Consider the following 21,109-nt stretch of genomic DNA (forward strand, 5'->3'; position numbering starts at 1 on the left):
GTCTTTAATATTTGCTAAAATGTAATTTTAATCTTGGTCTTGTTTTAGTAAGCAATTTTTTTGCCCGTCTTACGGTCAATGCACCAAAAAAACCGTATAAAGCAATCAGATGCATAAAGTATAGTGAACGATAAACAGATTGCGCTATTTTACCCCCAATGTAGTGTTGCATCTTATAGAAGCTTTTTATGTTTCCAAAAGTATCATAGCAACTTAAAGTGACTAACGAACCCCGATCATGATACCTGAAAGGAAGCAATGGTTTATTGTTAAGTCGATTTTTAAGAGACTTGGCTAAAATCTGTGCTTGCTGATGTGCAGTTTGTGCTCGCGGAGGAATTGATGTTTTAAGAACTGGATCAATGAAATTAGCACAATCACCGAGGGCAAAAATGTTGTCGTCATTTGTTGTTTGGAGTGTGATGTTAACAATAAGCCGATTAATAGAGTCTGTTTCTAAACCATCAAGTTGAGTCAAAAAATCAGGGGCTTTGACTCCTGCCGCCCAAACACATAAATCAGCTGGAAAAAATTTACCACTTTTAGTATGAATACCATCCTTCATCGCCGTGGTGACCATCTCGTTGGTGTAAACTGCAATGCTTAGAGATTTTAGTCGTTCATTGATAGCGGCAGCTACTACATCGGGTAAGTGGGATAAAATACGAGGTGCACCCTCTACTAATGTAATTTGAGCGAGTCTGATTGCTTCATGATCTAAACCATAAGTATTTGCCTGTCGCAAGCTATAATGAAGTTCTGCCGCTAATTCAACTCCCGTGGCTCCCCCGCCTACAATAACGATCTTCAAAGGTGAATGGGGTAGTCCGCAGCCATACTGTGTGCCTAGAAGTTTATTGAGATATTCTCTTTGAAATAAATTGGCCTGTTCCAAATTATCCAGAGACAAGCAATGTTTTTTCACGCCAGGAGTATTAAAATCATTACTTAAACTACCAACAGCCAAGACTAAAGTGTCATAAGCTAAAGTGCGTTTAGGAATGAGTTCTTCACCATGCTCATTATTTAAAGCAGCCAAGACTATTCTTTTTTTCTCCCTTTCCAAACCCTCCATTTTTCCTGGTTGATAGTAGTAATAATTATCAGTGGCGTGTGCATAATAATTGATTTGATCAATATTAGAGTCAAGCGACCCTGCAGCTACTTCGTGGAGTAGGGGTTTCCATAAATGAACTGCATGTTCATCAACCAATGTAATACGGGCCTTACCTTGTTTGCCCAGGCTGTGTCCTAGCCTTGTCACTAGTTCGAGTCCGCCTGCTCCTCCGCCAACCACAAGGATATGGTGCTGTGTTTGGGCCTTGTTCATTTTATTTCCTAAAACCGATTAGAGATATTAGAATCCTCAGAGATCAAAAATACTTAGATTCTACGCTATTTAGCCAATGCGCAATTTTTTCATGTTCTCTGGACTCGAATAAAATTGGAGCATGACCTGCGTTTTCGATCTCGATAACTTCGACATTGGGGTGACCTCTTTGCATTCTTTTTATATGTTCTGGCAGTAGCATATCTGAATTCTTGCCACGAATTACAAGGACTGGGCATGTTACTTTTTGCCACAGATACCATAAGTCAACATCAAACAAGATACCTTCAAGAGCTCTATGAGGATTAACGAAAAATTCTTTGACCAGCTGGCCACTTGATTTCGAGCCTTTAATGTGAGGATCTATTTTGGCTGTAAAAGTGCCAGGAGTAATCTCCTTAATGCTATGATGCGTTAGATAGCTCCATTGTTCTTCAGTAAGGATGCCAAAACTTCCATAAATAGTTTTAAAATACTCTTTAGCTTCTTCCTCGCTTTTAAACAGAGGATGTTTACCTACATATTGACCTAATCGCCAGAGTGCTTGCACAGGAATTTGTGGGCCAATATCATTTAAGACAAGTGAGCGGATAGGGGAGTTAGGTAAGGCCGCGAGCGCCATGCCAATTAATCCACCCATGGATGTTCCTATCCAATCTATCTTTTGTGCTGAAGTTCTTGCAATTAAAGTGCTCATATCGGCAATATATTGCTGATAATTATAATATTTTGGATTTTTAAACCAGCTACTATCACCGCGGCCAACAATGTCTGGACAAAGGATCTGACGTCCTTTATCGCTCAAAAATTGTGCGAGAGGTTCAAAGTCACAACGATTGCGTGTTAAACCATGGACGCAAATAACTGCAGAAAGATCTTCTTTTGGCTGACCCCATTCGGAGTATGTTACTTTGTGAAATCCTTCTTGTGTAGCGCACAAAATGTAGTTTAACTTCATTTATATTTCATCCTTGTTGCATTCTTTCAACATAGTATATACCCAAATTTTTTGATATTTGGAATCAAGTATTGACGACTGGTAGGAAGGAAAAGTTTGTGGATCTCGCGTCAAGCCGCGGGTCTATCTATTATTCCTCTAGGATATCCAAGGGAGTTAGGGCATTTGTTTTATCAATATGAATAATCGAATCAAACTGATAAGTAAGATGTGTAAAAAAATAATGACTCAGACGTTCTGATTCAGGGCGGTAAATCACACCGATAGCGCGTTGTAACCGTGGGATTTGTAAGTAATGCTCAAGTTCTGGATTATCAGCTAAATCCAAGAAAAAATTATCAGATGTTAATTGATGAAACAATTCTTCATAACTACTTTCAAAACCAGGGACAACTTTTTTATACTCAGGAGGATTGCCCCAATCACTGGCGGCAGTCACAAAGCCTCCATAAGTGGAAAAACCAATGGAATAGCTATGCCTATCATACTGTTCACGCACTAATTGACCAATATTGATTTCACCGCGCTCACTCATTTCTGTCGCTCGTGCATCGCCAATGTGGGAGTTATGAGCCCAAATCACAATCTTTGCAGGTTTGTCATAACGATTTTCTAGATGATCAGCAAGAATATTCAAAGTTTCTGTCATATGCCTATCGCGAACATTCCAAGATGAGGCTCGTCCTTCAAACATAGAGCGATAATAAATTTCAGCATCTTTGATTAAGCGAGCATTTTGTGTGGCAAAAAAATACTCGTCCTCGGCGGTAATGCGGTCTTCGCGTATGTATTTAAAAGCATGATGTTGTAACTCAACTAAAACAGCAATTGCTTCATTTATACAAGATTTTTTTATACCTATGTTCGTTAAATAGCCATAAGTCTGTGGATCAATATTGGTATGGTCAAAACATGCGTATCGTTTTCTTGCGCGTTGGGCTGCTTCAGGATCTATTTGCATAAGATAACCAATTACTGCCTGCATAGAAGCATTCAAGCTGTACAAGTCAAGGCCATAAAACCCTATTTTCTTGCTAGAAGTTAAACTTTTATTATATGCGCGTAGCCATTCGATAAACGGAGGCATTGTTGTATTACGCCACATCCAGGTAGGAAATCGTTTAAAATCCTCTAAGGATTGCTCTGCATCGGAAACATTACTTTTCTCTTGGATATAGCGATGGACTGTATAGGCATCAGGCCAGTCTCCTTCTATTGCTACGGCCATAAACCCTTTCTCTTCAATTAGCAGTCGGGTAATATCAATTCGTGCTTGGTAAAATTCTTCAGTGCCGTGAGTGGCTTCACCAATCATTACAAACCGCGCATCTCGAATTTTATTTAAAATAAATGAGTAATCGCTTTTCGTGATATCCAGGGGGAGTAGAGCATTATTTAAAGTACTAATAAGTTTCTGATGATTATTTAGCATAGAAACTCCTGTAATCCATTTAGCAAATTACAGTGCTAAATAGCTAACGAACCATTTTTTTGCCAGTTGTGCTACCTGACCAAGTGTTCCTGTTTCTTCAAACAAATGAGTTGCACCAGGAATAATTTCCAATTGTTTTATACATTCTAATTTAGAGAAGGCTTCTTTATTCATTAAAATAACAACGTCATCATATCCACCCACTATCAATAAAGTGGGTGCTTTTACGTCTGATAATGATTCCTCTGCCAAGTCAGGTCTACCTCCACGTGAAACGACGGCTTTTATGAGTTCTCCTTTTGCTGCTGCAGCAATTAATGCTGCGGCAGCTCCTGTACTTGCGCCAAAATACCCCATAGGTAAGTTAAAATTTTCTGTTAGACACCAATTCGTTGCGTCTATTAGGCGACTTGCCAAAAAATTAATATTGAAGCGAAATTCGCGAGTACGAAGGTCAACAGCTTCTTCTTCAGGTGTTAATAGATCAAATAATAAGGTAGCCAATGGTGCTTTATTTAAAATTTGTGCAACAAAATGATTTCTTATACTAAAACGGCTGCTGCCACTACCGTGAGCAAATAGAACAATACCTAAAGCGTTTTGAGGGATGTATAAAAGCCCACTGAGAGAAACATGCCCATTAGTAATGGTGATGGAATGTTCCATATTCAGGGAAAAACTCATACGACCTCCCTTTGTATATTATAAAACTGACGACATACCATTGTGTGGATTATTAATTTTGTTGGCTAATAATTCAGTAACCTCAGTATCTGTAGTTTGTGCAAAGTCCTCATACCAAAGGCCAACCGCATAAAAATGCAAGGGTTGTAGAGGGCAGATAATTTCATCTACCAGCTTAGCCATTTCTTGATAAGTGGAAAAGGCAGCCACAGGGATTGCCATAATGAGACGAGCCGGATTTTGTTTGCGTAAAGATTTAATAGCAGCACGCATTGTCGCTCCAGTAGCAACCCCATCATCCACAAGAATGACTATTTTATTTTCCAGTTTTGGAAAAGGTTGATTGTGACGATAAATTGCTTCACGTCTTTCTAATTCTTCCTCTTCCGAATGAATCACTTCCTCAATTGCCTGTTTTGAGATATGCAAAGCTTCAACTATTTCATCATTAAAAATTGCCGTGGCGCCTGAAGCAATGGCTCCCATAGCTAATTCTTCATGTCCTGGCACACCAAGTTTTCGAACAATGAAGACATCAAGCGGCACAGAAAGAGCTTTTGCTATTTCATAGCCTACTGGCACTCCTCCTCGGGGCAACGCCAAAACAATCACATCAGGATTATATGCATACATTTTAAGTTGATCTGCTAATATTCTTCCTGCTTCGTGTCGATTAATAAATTTTTCCATAAATACCTCGTTGCACTCATAAGTGTCATCTCTCATCAAGATTTCACTGCCACACATAGGATGATAGAGCTACTTATTTTATTGCCTAGATTGCATCGAAGGGACTGTATTGAAAATGTTTAATAATCCGATGCAATTTATTATCGATAATTTCACCATTTACCGTGCAAAAATTTTTTTGTGCCTCATCTTGCATCCATTCCATTAATTTTGAAATTTTATCTCCATGTTTTTTAGCCATTTTCCCATCATCAAGATGGATTTTTGCTGTGTATTTATATTTCATTTATATCAAAAATTTTGACTATGTCTATGAATATAATTTTAGCATATAGACTGTGAGATAATTCGCAAAAATATAGTGCCTGGCTTATACTACAAGGGCTTAACTATGCAAAATTCTTTATTGGAAGGGATAACTAACATATGATGAGAATTGCTTGGTTAACAGACATTCATCTTAATTTTTTGAATGAAATCCATCGATATGAATTTTATGAAAAAATTATTCAGTCACAGGTCGATTGTTTGTTCATAACTGGTGATATTGCCGAAGCACCATCATTGAGCATATTCCTCTTTGAAATGGAAAAACTGCTTGCAAAACCGATTTATTTTGTATTGGGAAATCATGATTATTTTCGTGGGGATATTTCAAGTGTCCGTAATAAAATGAGGCATTTAACGAGTGAGAGGCCATTTTTAAATTGGCTGCCTGCAATAAGGGGAGTAAAATTACAAGAAGGGATTTATTTAATTGGGCACGATGGATGGGCTGATGGACGGTTTGGTGATTACCAACATAGCTCCATCATAATGAATGATAGCCAATTAATTGCTGACTTATTAAACGCTTATCGTTTAGGAAAAAGCTACCTTCTTGAAAAAATGCAAGCTCTTGCGGCTTATGATTGCGATGAATTAAGGGAAAATTTTTTTCGTATAGCAATGCTGAAACCATCCGACGTTATTATTTTGTTGCATGTCCCTCCATTTAAAGAAAATTGTCTATACAAAGGTGAGGGAAATAATGAATATTTCTTGCCATTTTATGCTTCTCAAATAGCGGGTGATACTTTGCTTGAGATAGCAGATGTATATCCTGAGATTAAGTTTTTGGTTTTGTGTGGTCATGTTCATCATCGAAGCGTGTATCAACCTCGTGAGAATTTAATTATTAAATCGGGACATGCTGAATATTATTATCCGAGGATAGAAGAAATTATTGAAATTTGATGCGGTTTTAAGGAGTCTATTCCCACGGAAGACAGAAACCGCGGGAAGTCAAATTAGTAATTACGCGCAGAACAATCCGTAAAGTATTGCAGAAATAGCCACTAGGCCTATAAAGCTAATAAAAATGTTAGTGATTGGATTTCTAAATTTTTTCATTGCAGGCACTTTAGCTATCGCATACATGGGCATTAAAAATAAAATAATGGCAATTACAGGGCCACCTAAAGTTTCAATCATACCTAAAATACTAGGATTTAGGGTTGCTACAATCCAACAAGTAACAATCATAAAAGCTTCAATAAATTGTTGTATTCGCTTTTGACTTAGACTCTTATTACGACTGGTAAGCCCTTTTGTGATTAACCCTTGTAGCCCTTCACTGGCACCAAGATAGTGACCGAGAAAAGATTTGGCGATGGCAATAAAAGCTATCAATGGAGCGATATAGGCCATGAGAGGCGTATGAAAGTGGTTTGCAAGGTAGGAAAGAATAGAAATGTTTTGTTGCTTGGCTAGAGCGAGATCTTGAGGGGAAAGACTCAATACACAACTAAACACAAAAAACATCACCGTGGCGACCATTAATATATGACTATACTTTAAAATTCCAGAGCTTTTTTCATCAGCGTCACTACCATATTGTTGCTTCTGTGCTACAGCAAAAGAAGAAATAATGGGGGAATGGTTAAAAGAGAATACCATGACAGGAATAACTAGCCATAAAGTCATTAGTAGACTATGTGTTCCATTTCCATTGATGGCATTACTTTGCTGAAAAATGGCATCATTCCAATGGGGGATTAGGTAAAGAGACAATATTAATAAAATACTCACAAAGGGATATACAAGCATGCTCATTGATTTCACAATAATTTGCTGACCAAAGCGCACAATAGCCATTAAAGTAAGAATAAGAAGAATGGCTAAAAGCGCGCGTGGGGGGGCTTGTAAACCCATTTGATTGACAATAAAACTTTCAGTGGTGTTAGTGATAGCTACACTATACATCAGTAAAATTGGGTAAATAGCAAAGAAATAGAGAAAGGTTAATATTTTACCCGCAATGGAGCCGAAATGCTCATCAACTACGGCCGTAATATCGTCTTTTGCAGAAGAACCTGAAAGTACAAAACGACATAAAGCCTGATGAGAAAAATAAGTCATGGGGAAGGCTAGGAGCATCATAATAATCAGGGGCCAAATACCACTTAATCCTGCATTAATGGGTAAGAAGAGGGTGCCGGCACCAATTGCAGTTCCATAAAGACTGAGCATCCATACCGTATCTTGTTTCCGCCACTTTGAAGCCTGACTTTGTGTTTCAGGTATACTTGCTGCTATCTCATTTAGAGACATAAAAACATCCTCGTTTCTTGCCCTGAGTTGAAAATAACTCATGCCCATTAAGTGTGCTTTTCCTAATATGTGTTCTTTTTTTAAGCACATCTATCATGTTAACTAAACGTAAAAAACAAATCAAGAGGAAAACAAACGAAATTTCATATCTTTGAAGCAAATTTACAGCGAATATCAAAAATTATATTTGGGAATAAAAAAGAACAATATGGTCTATAGATACCCTTTTGGTTTGAATCTTAAGATTTCCTTAATTTATATTTAGTACTCTATCCAACAATTTTAAGCTGCCAGGTTAGAGAAAATGACTGTAGTAATCATAGGTGCAGGTCCTAGTGGTCTTTATTTAGCAAATCAATTAAAAAAAGCTCATGTAAAAGACATCAAGGTTTTTGATCCTCGAGCAGGGGATTATTTAAGGCCTGGCCATATTAATGACTCAGTCTTTCGAAGAGCCGAGAGAGGTATCGGTAAAAAATTACGCACTAGCACTGACACGGCACACATCAAGGACATAGAACGTGCCCTTCATAAGCAGGCTGAATTAGAAAATATTTCCATTAGAAAATGCAAATTTCTCCGGTTTGCTGAGGATAAAAAGGGAATCATTATTTCTGATGAAAACCAAGAAGAAAAATTTATACCTTGCGACTATGTTTTTGATTGCAGTGGTTCGAAGCGAGTGGTGGTTCATGCAGTGAATGAAAGGGCAAAAAATAAACAAAATAAGCCGCCATTCCAAATTACACCGGTTGTGGATGAAATCAACGTCAAAAATCATTTACTAGCTTATATTTACATGAGTCCAATGGATGCAGCTATCGCAGCCCGGTATCTACCTTCTTCCTCTGAAATTGGCCTCAATGGTAAAACGCCATTAGAGTTCGCAAAATCAATGGAAAGATTACGCCAATTCGGTTGGCGTGAATTCGCATTTCCTCGTTGCTATAGTATGTCCTTTGGTAAAGGCAAACACTGCTTTTACCTTGAAGCGCCAGATGGTCTTCCTGAAAGTAAAAAAGAAGAGTGGCTAAGAACAGTACTTGAGTGTGCTTCCGGCAAACCGATAAACTTCAAATTATTACCACACAATACTAAACCAAGGTTGACCACATTTCCTGTCGAACCACAACAACTTAATCGTTTTTGTTATCAGGAAAAGAGGTTTCCTTGCGTAATTACACAAGGTGATACGCAAATTGATCCAAATTATTACCTCGCTCATGGCATTGTTGAGTCATTTGAACGCATCGATACCATGATTTCGGGATTAACGATTAGCGATGGGAAAATTCAATATTTTGATGAACAAGACTATGAAATCGATGTTAATCATGCTTTAACCAGACATCGAGAAGCTCTAATTGACCATTACAAAGAGAGGAAGGATTTTTTTGTGCAATGGTTACATGATTCTGAGGGCTATTATAAGAAAGCCATAGCAGCCACGCTTAGTAATCTGGAAGAGGGTATTTTTAACGAGCGACTAAAAGAAATTAAAGCACGTATAGATTACCATGATGCTTGCGATATTCTTGCCCATCGAATTTCTAAAGGTAAAGTCACTACAAATTCATTTGATCTAGCCCAATTAATTTTAGATCTGGTGAAGGCTAGGGATCTGTTGCTTAAGGCAAGTGTTGATTTGCCAGTAGAATATAAACGAGAGCGTGATGGTGCTCAGTTGAGCCTGGCTCAACTGCCCGGCTATTTTAAAGATCTAGGGAACCAATTATATCAAAAAAATCAATTTGACCTGGCTTTGCAAGCCTATCAGCATGCCTTGTCTGGATATCAGTTAAGCGCTTCGAGCTCACCTGAAGTAATAAGCCTCTATTCGAATATGATCCTCACTCATAATAAGTTAAATCAAGACGAGGAGGTCATTGCTTTAGCTTGCAAAGCTTTTGATGCTAATCAGGATATTCCCGAAAATCTTAGGAAAAAAATACTTTTCCATGCAATTGGTGCCAGCGTTAAAGTAATAGAAGGGTTGCAAAAGGCCTCTTCCACCGACAAATTACAAGCACATATCTTGCAACTCAGTGAACTTTGCTCACTTCACAAAGGGTTTATTCAACTTCATTTAAAAGATAGCTTACAAAATATTGAAAGAATTAACTCGTTTATTGATAAGAAAGTTTTACAAAACTCAGCCAAGCATATGTTTTCAAATGGAAATTTTGTTTTGGCTTTAAAATATTTTAAGAAAGCATTATTGTCTTCATATGAAGACAATAACAGGGATAAAAAAAGTGAGTTAATTTTACAATCCAATATTGTTTTAACTCATCGCAAATTAAATGAGGTTGAAGAAGCTTTATCTGTAGCACAAGAGGCGTTAGTAGCCGATGTGCCTTTCTCTTTGGAAACAAAAAAGAAAATCCTGTTTAATACTCTTAAAGCAATTGCTGAAAAAATTGGCTCTCAAAAAGGGGAGTACAGGAAGCTGGCTAGGATGGCTATTTCTTTTTATTTAGAGCATCAGTCGTTGTTTAGTAAGCAGTTGCTGAGTGAACTAAAAAATGAACTGAAGCACGAATTTGCAATAATTAAATCAACTCTAGGAGAAAGTGAATCTCTTAGAGAGGACGGTAAGAAATACTTCTCTGTTGGCCAATATGAGCTAGCTTTAGCTTCTTATGACGATTCCTTATTGATGTTGCGTTTTTCTGATATAGATAAACGTAGTGAGGAAGAAGGAAGCTTAGTTGCTAATATTGTGCTGATTTACCGTAAATTGAATCGTATTTCTGAGGCGCTTTCTCTTACAGATCAATTCTTGACTAATGAATTGGAGCTCTCAGTCGAAGTTAAGAAGAAAATATTGTTTAATGTGATTAAAGGCGCAGTAGAGGCTATCAAGCAGAAGCAGGTTTCTAGTGCTGAATTAAAAGCAGATAAGCTTGTAAGGGAAATAAATAATTTTTGTGCTTTGCATAGCAATTTTATTAAAACCGAGTTGGCAAAAAATTTGAAAATAGAGCTTCAATTCCTTGATTCATTGGAAACTGACTCACAGCTTTTCTTATCTCAAAAGAATTACTAGGCTGTTGTATATAAAACTGATTACTTGTGTAGGTAAATATAGTTTGCTGGAATCATTATTTGCTTTTACTATTATTAAAAAGGATGTTTTATTCCACACCATAATCAATAGAGTTTTAAATGCTAACCGATGAATTGATTTTCCAGTCCCTGCAAAAACAATCTTATGTACAAGTGCCATTTCCAATAAAGTCGACGGTTCTTGTACAAGCAATAACCGCTTTCTTTAAATTCTTAGAAGAGCCTGAATCTATTAAAAATCACATTGATTTTACCATCGCTCCCTTGCATCGAAGGGGTGATGTAGGATTTAAGCATCGTGCAGGTGAACATATTTATGATGACACGAAGGATTTTTTTCATTTTCATCCTGCATTATTTAAAAAATATGAGGAATTTTTAAAAGCCAATCCAGCGGTGTTTGATTTTGTTTCAAAAGCTAAACCAATTTGGGATTTAGCTTATCAAACGGTATATGATATTTTGCAGTCATTGGAAAAAAGATCGCCGGGTGTGGTTAAAAAAGTCTTTGATACGGAAGATGTTCATATTCTATTAAGGTTTTTAAAATATGATTGGCAAGAATCAGGAAAATACCTGGCAAAACCACATTTTGATGCTGGTTCGTTTACATTAGCGATTGCAGAAAGCACCCCGGGCTTGCGGATTGGTTGTTGTCCTGAAGATTTAAAGCTTGTCGAGCATAAAGAAAATCATGCTATTTTTATGCTTTCGAGCAATTTTAAACAAGTTATGCAAATTAACGAATTGTCGGCAGGTTGGCATGATGTAATTCAACTGGATGACGCGTTGGTTGGCAAGCCCTTTGCAAGATGGGCCATTGTGGCATTTATTGACGCCCATGGTGTGAAGGCTTTGCCAAGAACTGAGACTCATAAGTGGTATAGCGGCGAACCAGTGTAGGAGCGGTTTTTATAAGTAGGATTTACATATAAATGAACCCAATTATGCGGGCATTAAAAAAAGCTCTTTTGTTTATTTATTTATATTTAGCAAAGCAGACTGAGGAAGCAAGTCATCAAATTACTTTATTTGCCATAGTTATGATGATTAATTTTCCTCTTTTTGGCGTATTGTGGAAATTTGAATTATTTCAATTAAGTGAAGAGTTCTTATTACGTATAGTAGCAACCTTGCTCTGCGCACTTTTAGCAACCAATCAATTTTGGCCTAACTCGTGGCTTAAGCTATTGCCATTACTTTGGTATACGACATTATTATTTTGCCTACCATTCTTTTTTGCCTATTTGACCTTGCTTAATCATGGTTCAACATTGTGGCTAATGAATTGTGTCTCAGCTATCTTTTTCCTTCTTTTAGTAACGAGTGTTCTTGGTGCACTAATTCTTTTATTTTGTGGGGCAGGGCTAGCATTCGTGAGTTATTTTTATTTGATGGGTAATGCTGTGAAATATATTCCGGGGAATGTTTCTCTATATAGCCTAACTATTACCTTCACTGCCGCTGTAATTATTGGTGCTTTATTTGCCAGAGACAGAGAGTTAATTTATGAGGGCAAAATTTCTGGTATGCGTCTTTTGGCGGGTAGTATAGCACATGATTTACGTACACCTTTAGCTAGCATCCATTTGCAAGCTGAGTTACAGGAGATGTTTGTTGAGAAGCTCAAAAATCCCGAGATACGAAAACATTTGAAAGAAAGTCTTCACAAAATAACTCGCGGAATTGAGATGAGTAATCAGCTGATTAGCATGCAATTGAACAACATTCAGCGTGATAAATTTGACACGTATAAATTTTCTATTATGCCTATCAAAGATCTATTAGAAAAAACAGTAGAAGAATACCCACTTAAAAAAGAACAAAAGAAATTAATCCATATGAATGTGGAAACTAACTTTTCTGTATGGATGGAAGAGGTGGCTTTTAAAAATCTTATCTGGAATTTATTAAAAAATAGTTTTGATTTTATTGATGAGGAAGGGAAGGGAGAAATTACTATCTGGTTGGTAACCGGAGGCGAAAAAGACGATTTTAATTATTTACACTTTAAAGATACGGCCAAAGGCATTCAAAATCCTGAGAAAATTTTTGATACCTTTTATTCAAATAGAAAGGGTGGAACTGGAGTTGGATTGGCTTATAGTAAACTCTTAATGGTTGCAGCAGGAGGAGATATTACGTGTGAAGGTAAACCAAACCAATATGCACATTTTATTCTAAAATTTCCAAAAGTAGATTAAGCTATGTGATTTCAAAAATAGCACTCGATAATTGCGTCCACATTTTTATTTGATGTGAATAAATAAAATTAAGTGAATCAGATATTTTGCTTTCTGAATTTTGCCAAATAGGGATTAATTTTTCGATTGTTGGCTCAAAATGTTCAACGTGCATATGTACCTGGAAAAAGGCTGTGGCTGATTCAGGTATATTGAGTGAAGAGGCAAACTTAGTTAGATAAGGATAATCAATATTGTCTAATCGTTCATAAGCAGCAAAGGCTGCAAGACGCTCATCTGCATCATGGGTAGTAAGCCAATGTAAGTGCCCTTTGTTAAATTCTTTGGCAAATGGGAGATAATGAGTTTGATTAACAATTTCATCGTTAATATCAATACCACATTCTTTAGCAAAGCGTTCGTAAAGTTTTTCATGAGAAAAGCGGGTTCCGGAGCCTAATTCCTCATTAATATTTTCAAGAATTATTTTTTTTGTGTATGGATCAGTGGAAAAGTTGGCTACGTACCACATAAAGTTAATAAAATGACCTCGGAGATGATAAAAAACCGCAGCAAAAAAATTTCTTTGTTCTAAGCTCAATTTGGTTTTTTTATTTTGACTAAATAAGGGAATCAACTCCAACTGCTGGCGATAGCTTGTATCGGCCTCTGAAAGAAACCTCTCGAAATCAGAAGGTACATTTAAAACATGAATATTTGACATTTTTTTGTTTATTTCAACCAAGCTAATTAATTTAAATTCTGTATAAAATTAATGAAATTTTATCATAAATTTAACGAAATAATGAGTGAAATAAGTGCAACCCTATATTATTTTCGAATCTTTTTTCTAATTTTATAGAGCAAAAAATCTCATTTTTCTAGCATTAAAATATATTTTTCAAGTGCGGATAAGTCTTTATGAGAACGCAACTCAATAAAGTTAACCTGCGGATACTGTTCACGTAGTTCTTTAAGGAGAGAGATTACTTTAAATTCATAATTCCATAAGTATTTCAACAAAGGCCAACGGATTGTATTTTTACAACCGGGTGCTCGATCATCAATTTCTGGATCTCTGCTAATGAGACGTTTTATCAATCGCCAATAACATAACCAACGAGGAAAGTTAAAATAAAGACATAGATCTGATTCGCGATAACGTAATTCAAAGGATTTTGTTGAATTCCCATCAATTATCCAAGAATCTTGTGCAACTATTTCTTGTTGAATGAAAAGAAACTCTTCATAGTTTCGTTCTGCCCAATTTTTTGTGAAGAAAAATTTATCAAGATGAAACAAGGGCAAACCTAGTTTTCCTTTTAAAACGTGTGCAAAGGTTGATTTTCCACTACCTGGTTTACCAATAATCATGATTCGCTGTGGATGCTCTATCTGACGTTCAAGGGTCATCAAGTGATATTTCTTTTTATGCAAAGTCATTTCCATAAGGGGCTGAAAACCTAGCTTTGCATAACAATGAATTGCTTTATAGTTTGTAAACTCAGGATCGACGACAATTTCAGCTGCCATAGCGCAGTATTGTTTAATAAAACATCCTAATATTTTAGTAGCCCACCCTTTGCCTAAAAAATGCGTATTACCAATAAAGAAATCTATTCCTATACTTGGAAAGCTTTTAGTGTATTTCCAAAAAAAATGATTTTTATCAATGGTGTATCTTTGTATGTAGCCTACAGGTTCACCGCCAATCATTACAATAAACCGCAAAACTTCATCATATTTTAAATAGTGTTGTTTTACTTGTCGTGTTTTTCTGTGCCCATCATCCCAAAATTCACGAATGTGTGGGAGTTGCAGCCAAGTGTGGAGGGTAGGAATATCTCGAGCATTCAGTGGTTTAAAAACTATCATGTAATTTCTGGTATTTAAAATAAAAATTATAGTCTTCCCAAAAGGGAGATGATATTTGCGCTACATTTTTTTCATCGTTTTTCTCCGGCGATTTGACTATCTATGTACTATACTTTACATGCATAATCATAACCTTAGGGGAGCGCAGTAGTCATGTCTCACACAAAACAGAGGGAAGTGCCTGAAATTATAAAGCTACATTATAAAGATATTCTTGCGGCGATACCTAATATTCTTTACATTCTAGACAAAAATTGTACTTTTGTTGGTGCTAACAATAATTTTCTAAATCTATTAGGGTATACCCGTTTAGAAGATTTAATCGGCAAAACTTATAAGGAAATAGCCAAAAATCTGCCATGGTCAGAAGAGCGAGTTCAGGTGCTAAAACGCGATGATATTAATGCATTACTGTCTGGCGAGCCTTTGTATGATGTAGAGGAGCCCCCTGTTGTTAACTCGAACACGACAGTTACTTATTATCAATCTGCAAGGATACCAATTTTGGATAAAGAAAAGAATGCAGATGGTTTAATGGTTATTTTAATTGATGTCACAGAGCGTAAACATCTTGACGAGCAATTAGCTAAAGTGAAAGACCAGTTACAAGCAAATAATCTAAAATCACAATCTGCAGTCAAAGCGAGTGATCTCAATAATGGGAAAAAAATTCCCAATATTTTAATGGTTGAAGATAACTCTATAGCTCAAAAAGCAACCCAGGCATTGTTAATGCAATTGGATTGTCACGTTGATGTAGCAGACTCAGGAGATAAAGCAATTGGTTTATTTAAACCAGGTAAATACGATCTTGTTTTTATGGATATTGGTTTAGAAGGTACATCGGGTTATGTAGTTTCTAAACAAATCAGAAAGATGGAGCAACAATCAGGGCATCGGGTTCCTATCATTGCTTTAACAGGTTTTGAGGCCGATGTTGTTAAATATGATTGCGTAGACTACTTCATGGAAGGGGCTCTTACTAAACCGCTTACTAGTGAACAGGCTAAGCAAATCATCCAACATTATATTTATGATATTGATATTCCTGTTCGAGGTTTAAGAAGTACTAAGGAAATAGGGAATTAATTCTGACTAAGAGAAATGTATTATTCATTGGCAGTGGGCTTGTCAGAAGTTAGCCATTGCTCAATGAATAATTTTGTTTCTTTCAATACGCCCACAAGTTGCTGGTAGAGTTTTTCTAGTAATACAGAATGTCCGGCTTTATGGTAGCGCTCGAGATAAAGACAAGCATACTGTAGTCTCTCTGTGCCACAATAGAGTGTTCCGGCTTTCATTTTGTGTGTTAACTCTGCAATTTTCTCCCAATTTTTATTGCTATAAGCTTTTTGAATGTCCAGAGTACACTCTGGTATAGCTTTTTCAACTAGTACTTGTAGCACCTCTCTTAGTATTTTCTCACTGTCGACATTTTCGATACCTTTATTAGTATCTAGCAAAAGAAACTTCTCTAATTGAAATAACTCTGCTTCTATATTGGGTAAATCCAAGCCTAATTTACATTGAGACTCTTGTGTGATGACTGTTTCCTTATGGTGTGTAGGAAGCAAATTGTTTAAAAGTTCTTGAATAGTGTTCGTTTGAAGAGGCTTGCTTAACACTTTGTTCATACCCGATTCGAGACATTTTTTCTCTGTTTGGCCACTAGGAAGTGCTGTTAAGCCAACAATTGGAATATGCCGATGTTTTGAAGAATCATTTTCCCATTTGCGGATAAATTGCGTTAAATCGTTGCCGGACATTCCAGGCAAACCAATGTCTGTTATGATCAAATCAAAATTTTTCATTTTTACTAACTCTAAAGCTTGCTCACCAGTGGTTACTGCAGTTACTTGGCAGCCGGCCGCTGTAGTCAATGCTTCAATAAGATGTAGGACGATAGGATTATCTTCTACTAAAAGTACAGAAGGTGCAGTGGGGCAATGAGGTAAAGCCCCAGTAATTTCTGTGGTATTAATGACAACGGATCTCATCGTGTTACTAGTCCTGGGGGGTTATCTTTATATAAATTGCAATCGCAAATGGAAAGTAAAAGAAAAAGATCGTGTCCTTGCTCAATTACCTGTTAATTCTATGATTAAACAGGCAATTGAATCAATATGTTAAACTTGGAGAGCAGGCAGAACTGAAGCGAAGTCGTCTAATTTCTTTGCAGAGTCTGTTTTCGGAACGGGTAGAAAACAGTATCTACTGTTTACCCAGTTACTAATCAGATTTGCAGTGCCTAAGCTGGCAATAGACAAAACGATATAAGTAAGATTCCATAATACTTCAGTCCACCCACGGTGTTTTTCTAATTCGGTACGTGCTGAATCAATTGCGTCCTGACATCGTTGCTGGAACTCAGAGTAGTTGATTTGAGGGGTGTCACCAAAATAATCGTTATTTACCTTTATTAAGGTGCGATATAATTTTATTGCTTCATCACTTCCTTTTCTATAATTTTCATCTTTTTGTGCTCTTTCATACAATTTCGCCACTTTAACAGCTAAAGTAGCTAATGCAATTGTAAACTTTTCTTTACTCTGGTTAAGCTTTGGTTGAGATGATTCTATATGCTTTTTAACAATAGGTTTGGCCTCATTATATGCATTCAAATATCTCTGCAGTTCTGCGTGCGCCTCGCGCAGATTTGGAAGTTGATTTCTTATAAAGTCTGCAAATTCTTGTTGATTTTCATCATCAGTAATCCTTGCCGGCAATGGCCAAAGTTTACTTAGGCATGATAGCAAAGCCTCAGTTGCCGCATAATGTTGGTAAAGATTTAGTCGAAAAGCAAATTCAATGCGATAAAGTCCGTGAAGAAATTCTCGATAGTCTATTGGAGAGGTAATGGCTTTAGGTGTTTTACTTAAGAATCCGTTTTTAAAATCCTCCTCCATGTTCTCTTTTTCTAAATCAAGCTTCTTCACTAATTTTTTAAACAAAGAATACGCTTCGGAGAAGTTTTGTTGTTCAATTGCTTTAAGCGTTTGAGATTTTAAATCTTCTAGATTTTTACTTTCAAATTTCTCTGCATCTATAGCATTTTTCCCATGTAGAAGTTCGAATTCTGATAATTCTGCAGACGGTGGGGGGCAAATAAATGTCTGAAAACTCCATTTCTGAAAGCGATTTAAAAGCTTATCTCTAGTGAGTGATTTATGGGTTTGAATAAGGAGGGCTAAATCTTCAGGAGTCATATAGTTTACCAACAAGTCTAAAATCGCTCATTATGGTGTCATAATACCCAAAAAAAGACAAGAAAACTTAAGTTAGTGATTTTATATGCTTTTGTGAGTGAATAATTTAAGCGAAAAATCAATACGTTATAAAATGAATTTTTAGCGCAAGTATTGGACATTGTGTTTTTGATAAGGATGGAATAAATTTAAAATTATAAGGGGATGAAACTAAGGAGGGTTATTATGTTAAACCTTAATTCAGGAATAATTTGCGACATCATCCTTAAAGCACGACAATTTCAAGCCAAGGAAAATGTAAGTTTCCCAGAGGTTACTGCCGAAATGGACGCACTATATGTATTAGCTGATCACGAAGATGATCCAGTATATCAGGAGGTTACGATTGCAATTGATAACTTACGTCCTTCCCAACAAGCTACTTTGGTCGCGCTGATGTACTTAGGCAGAGGTGATTATACGGAAAAAGAGTGGAAAGATGCTTTGCTAACTGCGAAAGAAGAATGGACAGAGCATACCGGCGAATATCTTTTATCAAGACCTACCATGCCAGATGATATAGAGAGAGGGTTAGATTTATTAGGGATATCTTGCAATGAGTAGCATTTTTAGTTTCTAAAAAAGAGGTAATTCGTTATGCTCTGACTACTTTGAAAGTGAACTGCTTGATAGTCTAGAACATGACAGCTATAGAAAAAAAAATTTCCCGATTATTGTCGCTTGATGTATTTCGTGGACTTACCATTGCCTTAATGATTCTTATTAATAGCCCTGGAAATCCAACTGCTTATGCATGGCTTGAACACTCTGAATGGAACGGCTGTACTTTGGCCGATGTTGTTTTCCCGTTTTTTATTTTCATTGTGGGTGTCTCTTTAGTTTTTTCTTTAACTAAAGCAAAGGCATCTGGTCTTACTTCAGGGCAATTATTACCGAAAATTATACGGCGTAGCTTCATTATTTTCTTAATAGGATTGCTCCTTAATGCATTCCCTAATCATTTCGACCTGGTAACACTTCGTGTGTATGGTGTTCTCCAGCGTATAGCAATTTGTTATTTCGTTTGTGCCATGCTTTTTTTAACTACTCGTATCTCAACGCAAATTGTTCTATTAGCATTATTACTCATTGGATACTGGCTCTTGATGACATTAGTCCCTGTGCCAGGCTATGGTTTAGATGATTTAACCCCGCAAGGAAATCTAGCTGCTTATGTTGATCGGATGATTTTTTCTGCAAACCACTTATACGGTAAATTCTTCGATCCGGAAGGACTATTAAGCACCCTTCCTACTATTGCAACTGGATTAATTGGGAATTTAACGGGATTTTGGTTACTGACTCCTCGCAAAAACTCTGAAAAGTTTAAGGGAATGATTGTAGCAGGTATTCTAAGCTTAGTTGTGGGGTGGTTTTGGGGATTAGAATTTCCAATCAATAAAGCGCTTTGGACAAGCTCCTATGTATTGTGGACTGGGGGTTTAGCACTTTTAGTTTTAGGATTGTGTTATTGGTTAATTGAAATAAAGGGGTGGAAAAAATGGTCAAAACCTCTTGAGATTTTTGGCGTTAATGCCTTGGCAGTTTATTTTCTACATATTCTTTTGCTAAAGATTCAACTGATGATTACTACAACTTCTGGTAATTTACGTTTATTTATCACTGATCATCTTTTTGGTTGGGCTTCTATGCAGAATGCTTCACTATTCTATGCTTTAACTTATACGCTATTCTGGTTATTCATTTTAACAATCCTTTATCGGAAGAAAATTTTTATCAAAATTTAGCGTGTTGGCATCAGTTATGAGGTAATCCCCTAGATCTAAAGTAGTGGTATATTATGAGCGTGTTAGTTAAACAATAAGCTTTGATGCTGGGTATGAAAGATTCATTTGCAATTAAAAACCGTGGTGCTATCAGTAATCTAGAGGGTAGGTTTGAAATAACTACCTCTGAAAATTTTGATGACGGGTGGGTACGTGAGGAGGATTTATTACCTCCTTTAGAAACATTTCTGATGCCGGAAGCTTCGAAATCGATTATTTCTCGTAACGATTCTCCAGATCTTGGTTTTGAACAGTCAATTAATCCCTATCGTGGTTGTGAGCATGGTTGTATCTATTGTTATGCTAGGCCAAGTCATGCCTATATGAATTTGTCTCCAGGCCTTGATTTTGAAACGAAAATTTTCTACAAAATGGATGCAGCCAAGTTATTAGTCAGAGAGCTTAATAAACCTGGCTATACCTGCAAACCTATTGTTTTGGGAGCAAACACTGATCCTTATCAACCTGCAGAATCAAAATTAAAAATTACCCGTAATATTCTGGGGGTTTTGAGAGAGCATCAACATCCAGTAATTATTATCACTAAGAATTCACTTATTGAACGCGATGCAGACATCTTGAGTGATATGGCTAAGGATGATTTGGTAAGAATAGCGGTAAGCATTACTTCTCTTTCTACCAAACTTAAATACATTATGGAACCAAGAACATCTTCCCCGTCAGCAAGACTAAGGATAGTAAAACATTTTTCTGAAAAGAATATTCCTGTTCGAGTGATGTTGGCACCAATAATTCCCATGGTGAACGATGTTGAGATGGAAAGAATTTTGCAGGCTGCATGTCAAGCAGGAGCTCAATATGCCAGTTATGTATTAATCAGGTTGCCCCATGAGGTAAAGGATCTATTCAAAGAATGGCTTGCTACTCACTTCCCCCAGAGAGCTGAGCACATTATGAGTCTCATTCGACAAATGCGGGGAGGAAAAGAATATGATTCGACATTTGGGAAGCGTATGCGAGGAGAAGGGGAGTTTGCTAACTTAATTGAAAAACGCTTCCGGTTAGCGTGTAAACGATTCAATTTAAATATAAAACTATCACCGGAACTTGATGTTCAAAAGTTTAAAAAAATAGCAAAAGATGCTGCACACAAGCAATTAAGTTTGTGGGATGATGAGTTTTAATTCGGGGGGCTCTAGTCTTGACGCTAACCATCACTGCTGTAGAATGAAAACCATTTTCTGTAACAAAGTACTCCTGTAGATATACCCGATTTGGGTTTTATCGCATTCTGCTGGATCAG

The 21,109-nt window shown here is 36.7% G+C and carries 19 protein-coding genes; 8 read left to right on the top strand and 11 right to left on the bottom strand.

Translation table 11 applies throughout. The annotated features are described in order from the left end of the window. Positions 1-4: 4 nt before the first annotated feature. The 6 genes from Lbru_RS02830 to Lbru_RS02855 all read right to left on the bottom strand — a co-directional run bounded on the left by Lbru_RS02830 (position 5) and on the right by Lbru_RS02855 (position 5,380). Positions 5-1,330, bottom strand: a complete 1,326-nt coding sequence (locus tag Lbru_RS02830) for an NAD(P)/FAD-dependent oxidoreductase (RefSeq protein ID WP_058440665.1) — start codon at positions 1,328-1,330, stop codon at positions 5-7. A gap of 43 nt (positions 1,331-1,373) precedes the next feature. After that, positions 1,374-2,288 (bottom strand): alpha/beta fold hydrolase, encoded by a 915-nt coding sequence (locus tag Lbru_RS02835; RefSeq protein WP_058440666.1) that lies wholly within the window; start codon positions 2,286-2,288, stop codon positions 1,374-1,376. A 130-nt stretch (positions 2,289-2,418) separates the two neighbouring features. Then, positions 2,419-3,720, bottom strand: coding sequence for an erythromycin esterase family protein (locus tag Lbru_RS02840; protein WP_058440667.1), 1,302 nt, complete (start codon positions 3,718-3,720; stop codon positions 2,419-2,421). A gap of 27 nt (positions 3,721-3,747) precedes the next feature. Next, positions 3,748-4,404 (bottom strand): dienelactone hydrolase family protein, encoded by a 657-nt coding sequence (locus Lbru_RS02845; protein WP_058440668.1) that lies wholly within the window; start codon positions 4,402-4,404, stop codon positions 3,748-3,750. Positions 4,405-4,422: 18 nt separating this feature from the next. After that, a complete protein-coding gene (locus tag Lbru_RS02850) occupies positions 4,423-5,094 on the bottom strand; it encodes a phosphoribosyltransferase (protein ID WP_058440669.1) in 672 nt (223 codons plus the stop codon). Between the two features lie 85 nt (positions 5,095-5,179). Beyond that, a complete protein-coding gene (locus tag Lbru_RS02855) occupies positions 5,180-5,380 on the bottom strand; it encodes a hypothetical protein (protein ID WP_058440670.1) in 201 nt (66 codons plus the stop codon). A 140-nt stretch (positions 5,381-5,520) separates the two neighbouring features. Here Lbru_RS02855 and Lbru_RS02860 point away from each other — a divergent pair, with 140 nt between their 5' ends. Beyond that, positions 5,521-6,330 (top strand): metallophosphoesterase family protein, encoded by an 810-nt coding sequence (locus Lbru_RS02860; protein WP_058440671.1) that lies wholly within the window; start codon positions 5,521-5,523, stop codon positions 6,328-6,330. A 60-nt stretch (positions 6,331-6,390) separates the two neighbouring features. On the opposite strand, the gene Lbru_RS02865 is transcribed toward Lbru_RS02860, so the two are convergent. Then, on the bottom strand, positions 6,391-7,686 hold the full coding sequence (locus Lbru_RS02865) for a serine/threonine transporter (protein ID WP_058440862.1): 1,296 nt from the start codon (positions 7,684-7,686) through the stop codon (positions 6,391-6,393). A gap of 304 nt (positions 7,687-7,990) precedes the next feature. Here Lbru_RS02865 and Lbru_RS02870 point away from each other — a divergent pair, with 304 nt between their 5' ends. The 3 genes from Lbru_RS02870 to Lbru_RS02880 all read left to right on the top strand — a co-directional run bounded on the left by Lbru_RS02870 (position 7,991) and on the right by Lbru_RS02880 (position 12,959). Then, positions 7,991-10,735, top strand: coding sequence for a hypothetical protein (locus Lbru_RS02870; RefSeq protein WP_058440672.1), 2,745 nt, complete (start codon positions 7,991-7,993; stop codon positions 10,733-10,735). 119 nt (positions 10,736-10,854) lie between these two features. Beyond that, a complete protein-coding gene (locus tag Lbru_RS02875) occupies positions 10,855-11,658 on the top strand; it encodes a hypothetical protein (protein WP_058440673.1) in 804 nt (267 codons plus the stop codon). 44 nt (positions 11,659-11,702) lie between these two features. After that, positions 11,703-12,959, top strand: a complete 1,257-nt coding sequence (locus Lbru_RS02880) for an ATP-binding protein (RefSeq protein WP_058440863.1) — start codon at positions 11,703-11,705, stop codon at positions 12,957-12,959. 1 nt (position 12,960) lies between these two features. On the opposite strand, the gene Lbru_RS02885 is transcribed toward Lbru_RS02880, so the two are convergent. Further along, positions 12,961-13,662 (bottom strand): iron-containing redox enzyme family protein, encoded by a 702-nt coding sequence (locus Lbru_RS02885; RefSeq protein WP_058440674.1) that lies wholly within the window; start codon positions 13,660-13,662, stop codon positions 12,961-12,963. Between the two features lie 149 nt (positions 13,663-13,811). Then, entirely contained in the window at positions 13,812-14,813 is a 1,002-nt protein-coding gene (locus Lbru_RS16715) for a GNAT family N-acetyltransferase (RefSeq protein WP_083500802.1), read from the bottom strand. A 153-nt stretch (positions 14,814-14,966) separates the two neighbouring features. Here Lbru_RS16715 and Lbru_RS02895 point away from each other — a divergent pair, with 153 nt between their 5' ends. Next, complete coding sequence (locus Lbru_RS02895) at positions 14,967-15,902, top strand: response regulator (protein WP_058440675.1); 936 nt, start codon at positions 14,967-14,969, stop codon at positions 15,900-15,902. A 20-nt stretch (positions 15,903-15,922) separates the two neighbouring features. Here Lbru_RS02895 and Lbru_RS02900 read toward each other — a convergent pair whose 3' ends face one another. Then, positions 15,923-16,810 (bottom strand): response regulator, encoded by an 888-nt coding sequence (locus tag Lbru_RS02900; protein WP_058440676.1) that lies wholly within the window; start codon positions 16,808-16,810, stop codon positions 15,923-15,925. A 129-nt stretch (positions 16,811-16,939) separates the two neighbouring features. Next, positions 16,940-18,019, bottom strand: coding sequence for a hypothetical protein (locus Lbru_RS02905; RefSeq protein WP_058440677.1), 1,080 nt, complete (start codon positions 18,017-18,019; stop codon positions 16,940-16,942). Positions 18,020-18,244: 225 nt separating this feature from the next. On the opposite strand from Lbru_RS02905, the gene Lbru_RS02910 reads away from it, so the two are divergent. The 3 genes from Lbru_RS02910 to Lbru_RS02920 all read left to right on the top strand — a co-directional run bounded on the left by Lbru_RS02910 (position 18,245) and on the right by Lbru_RS02920 (position 20,990). Continuing rightward, a complete protein-coding gene (locus Lbru_RS02910; protein WP_058440678.1) occupies positions 18,245-18,622 on the top strand; it encodes a DUF3775 domain-containing protein in 378 nt (125 codons plus the stop codon). A gap of 77 nt (positions 18,623-18,699) precedes the next feature. Further along, positions 18,700-19,806, top strand: coding sequence for an acyltransferase family protein (locus tag Lbru_RS02915; protein ID WP_058440679.1), 1,107 nt, complete (start codon positions 18,700-18,702; stop codon positions 19,804-19,806). 92 nt (positions 19,807-19,898) lie between these two features. Then, entirely contained in the window at positions 19,899-20,990 is a 1,092-nt protein-coding gene (locus Lbru_RS02920) for a PA0069 family radical SAM protein (RefSeq protein ID WP_058440680.1), read from the top strand. The last annotated feature ends 119 nt before the right edge of the window (positions 20,991-21,109 follow it).

The sequence above is a fragment of the Legionella brunensis genome (assembly GCF_001467025.1).
GTDB classification, from domain to species: domain Bacteria; phylum Pseudomonadota; class Gammaproteobacteria; order Legionellales; family Legionellaceae; genus Tatlockia; species Tatlockia brunensis.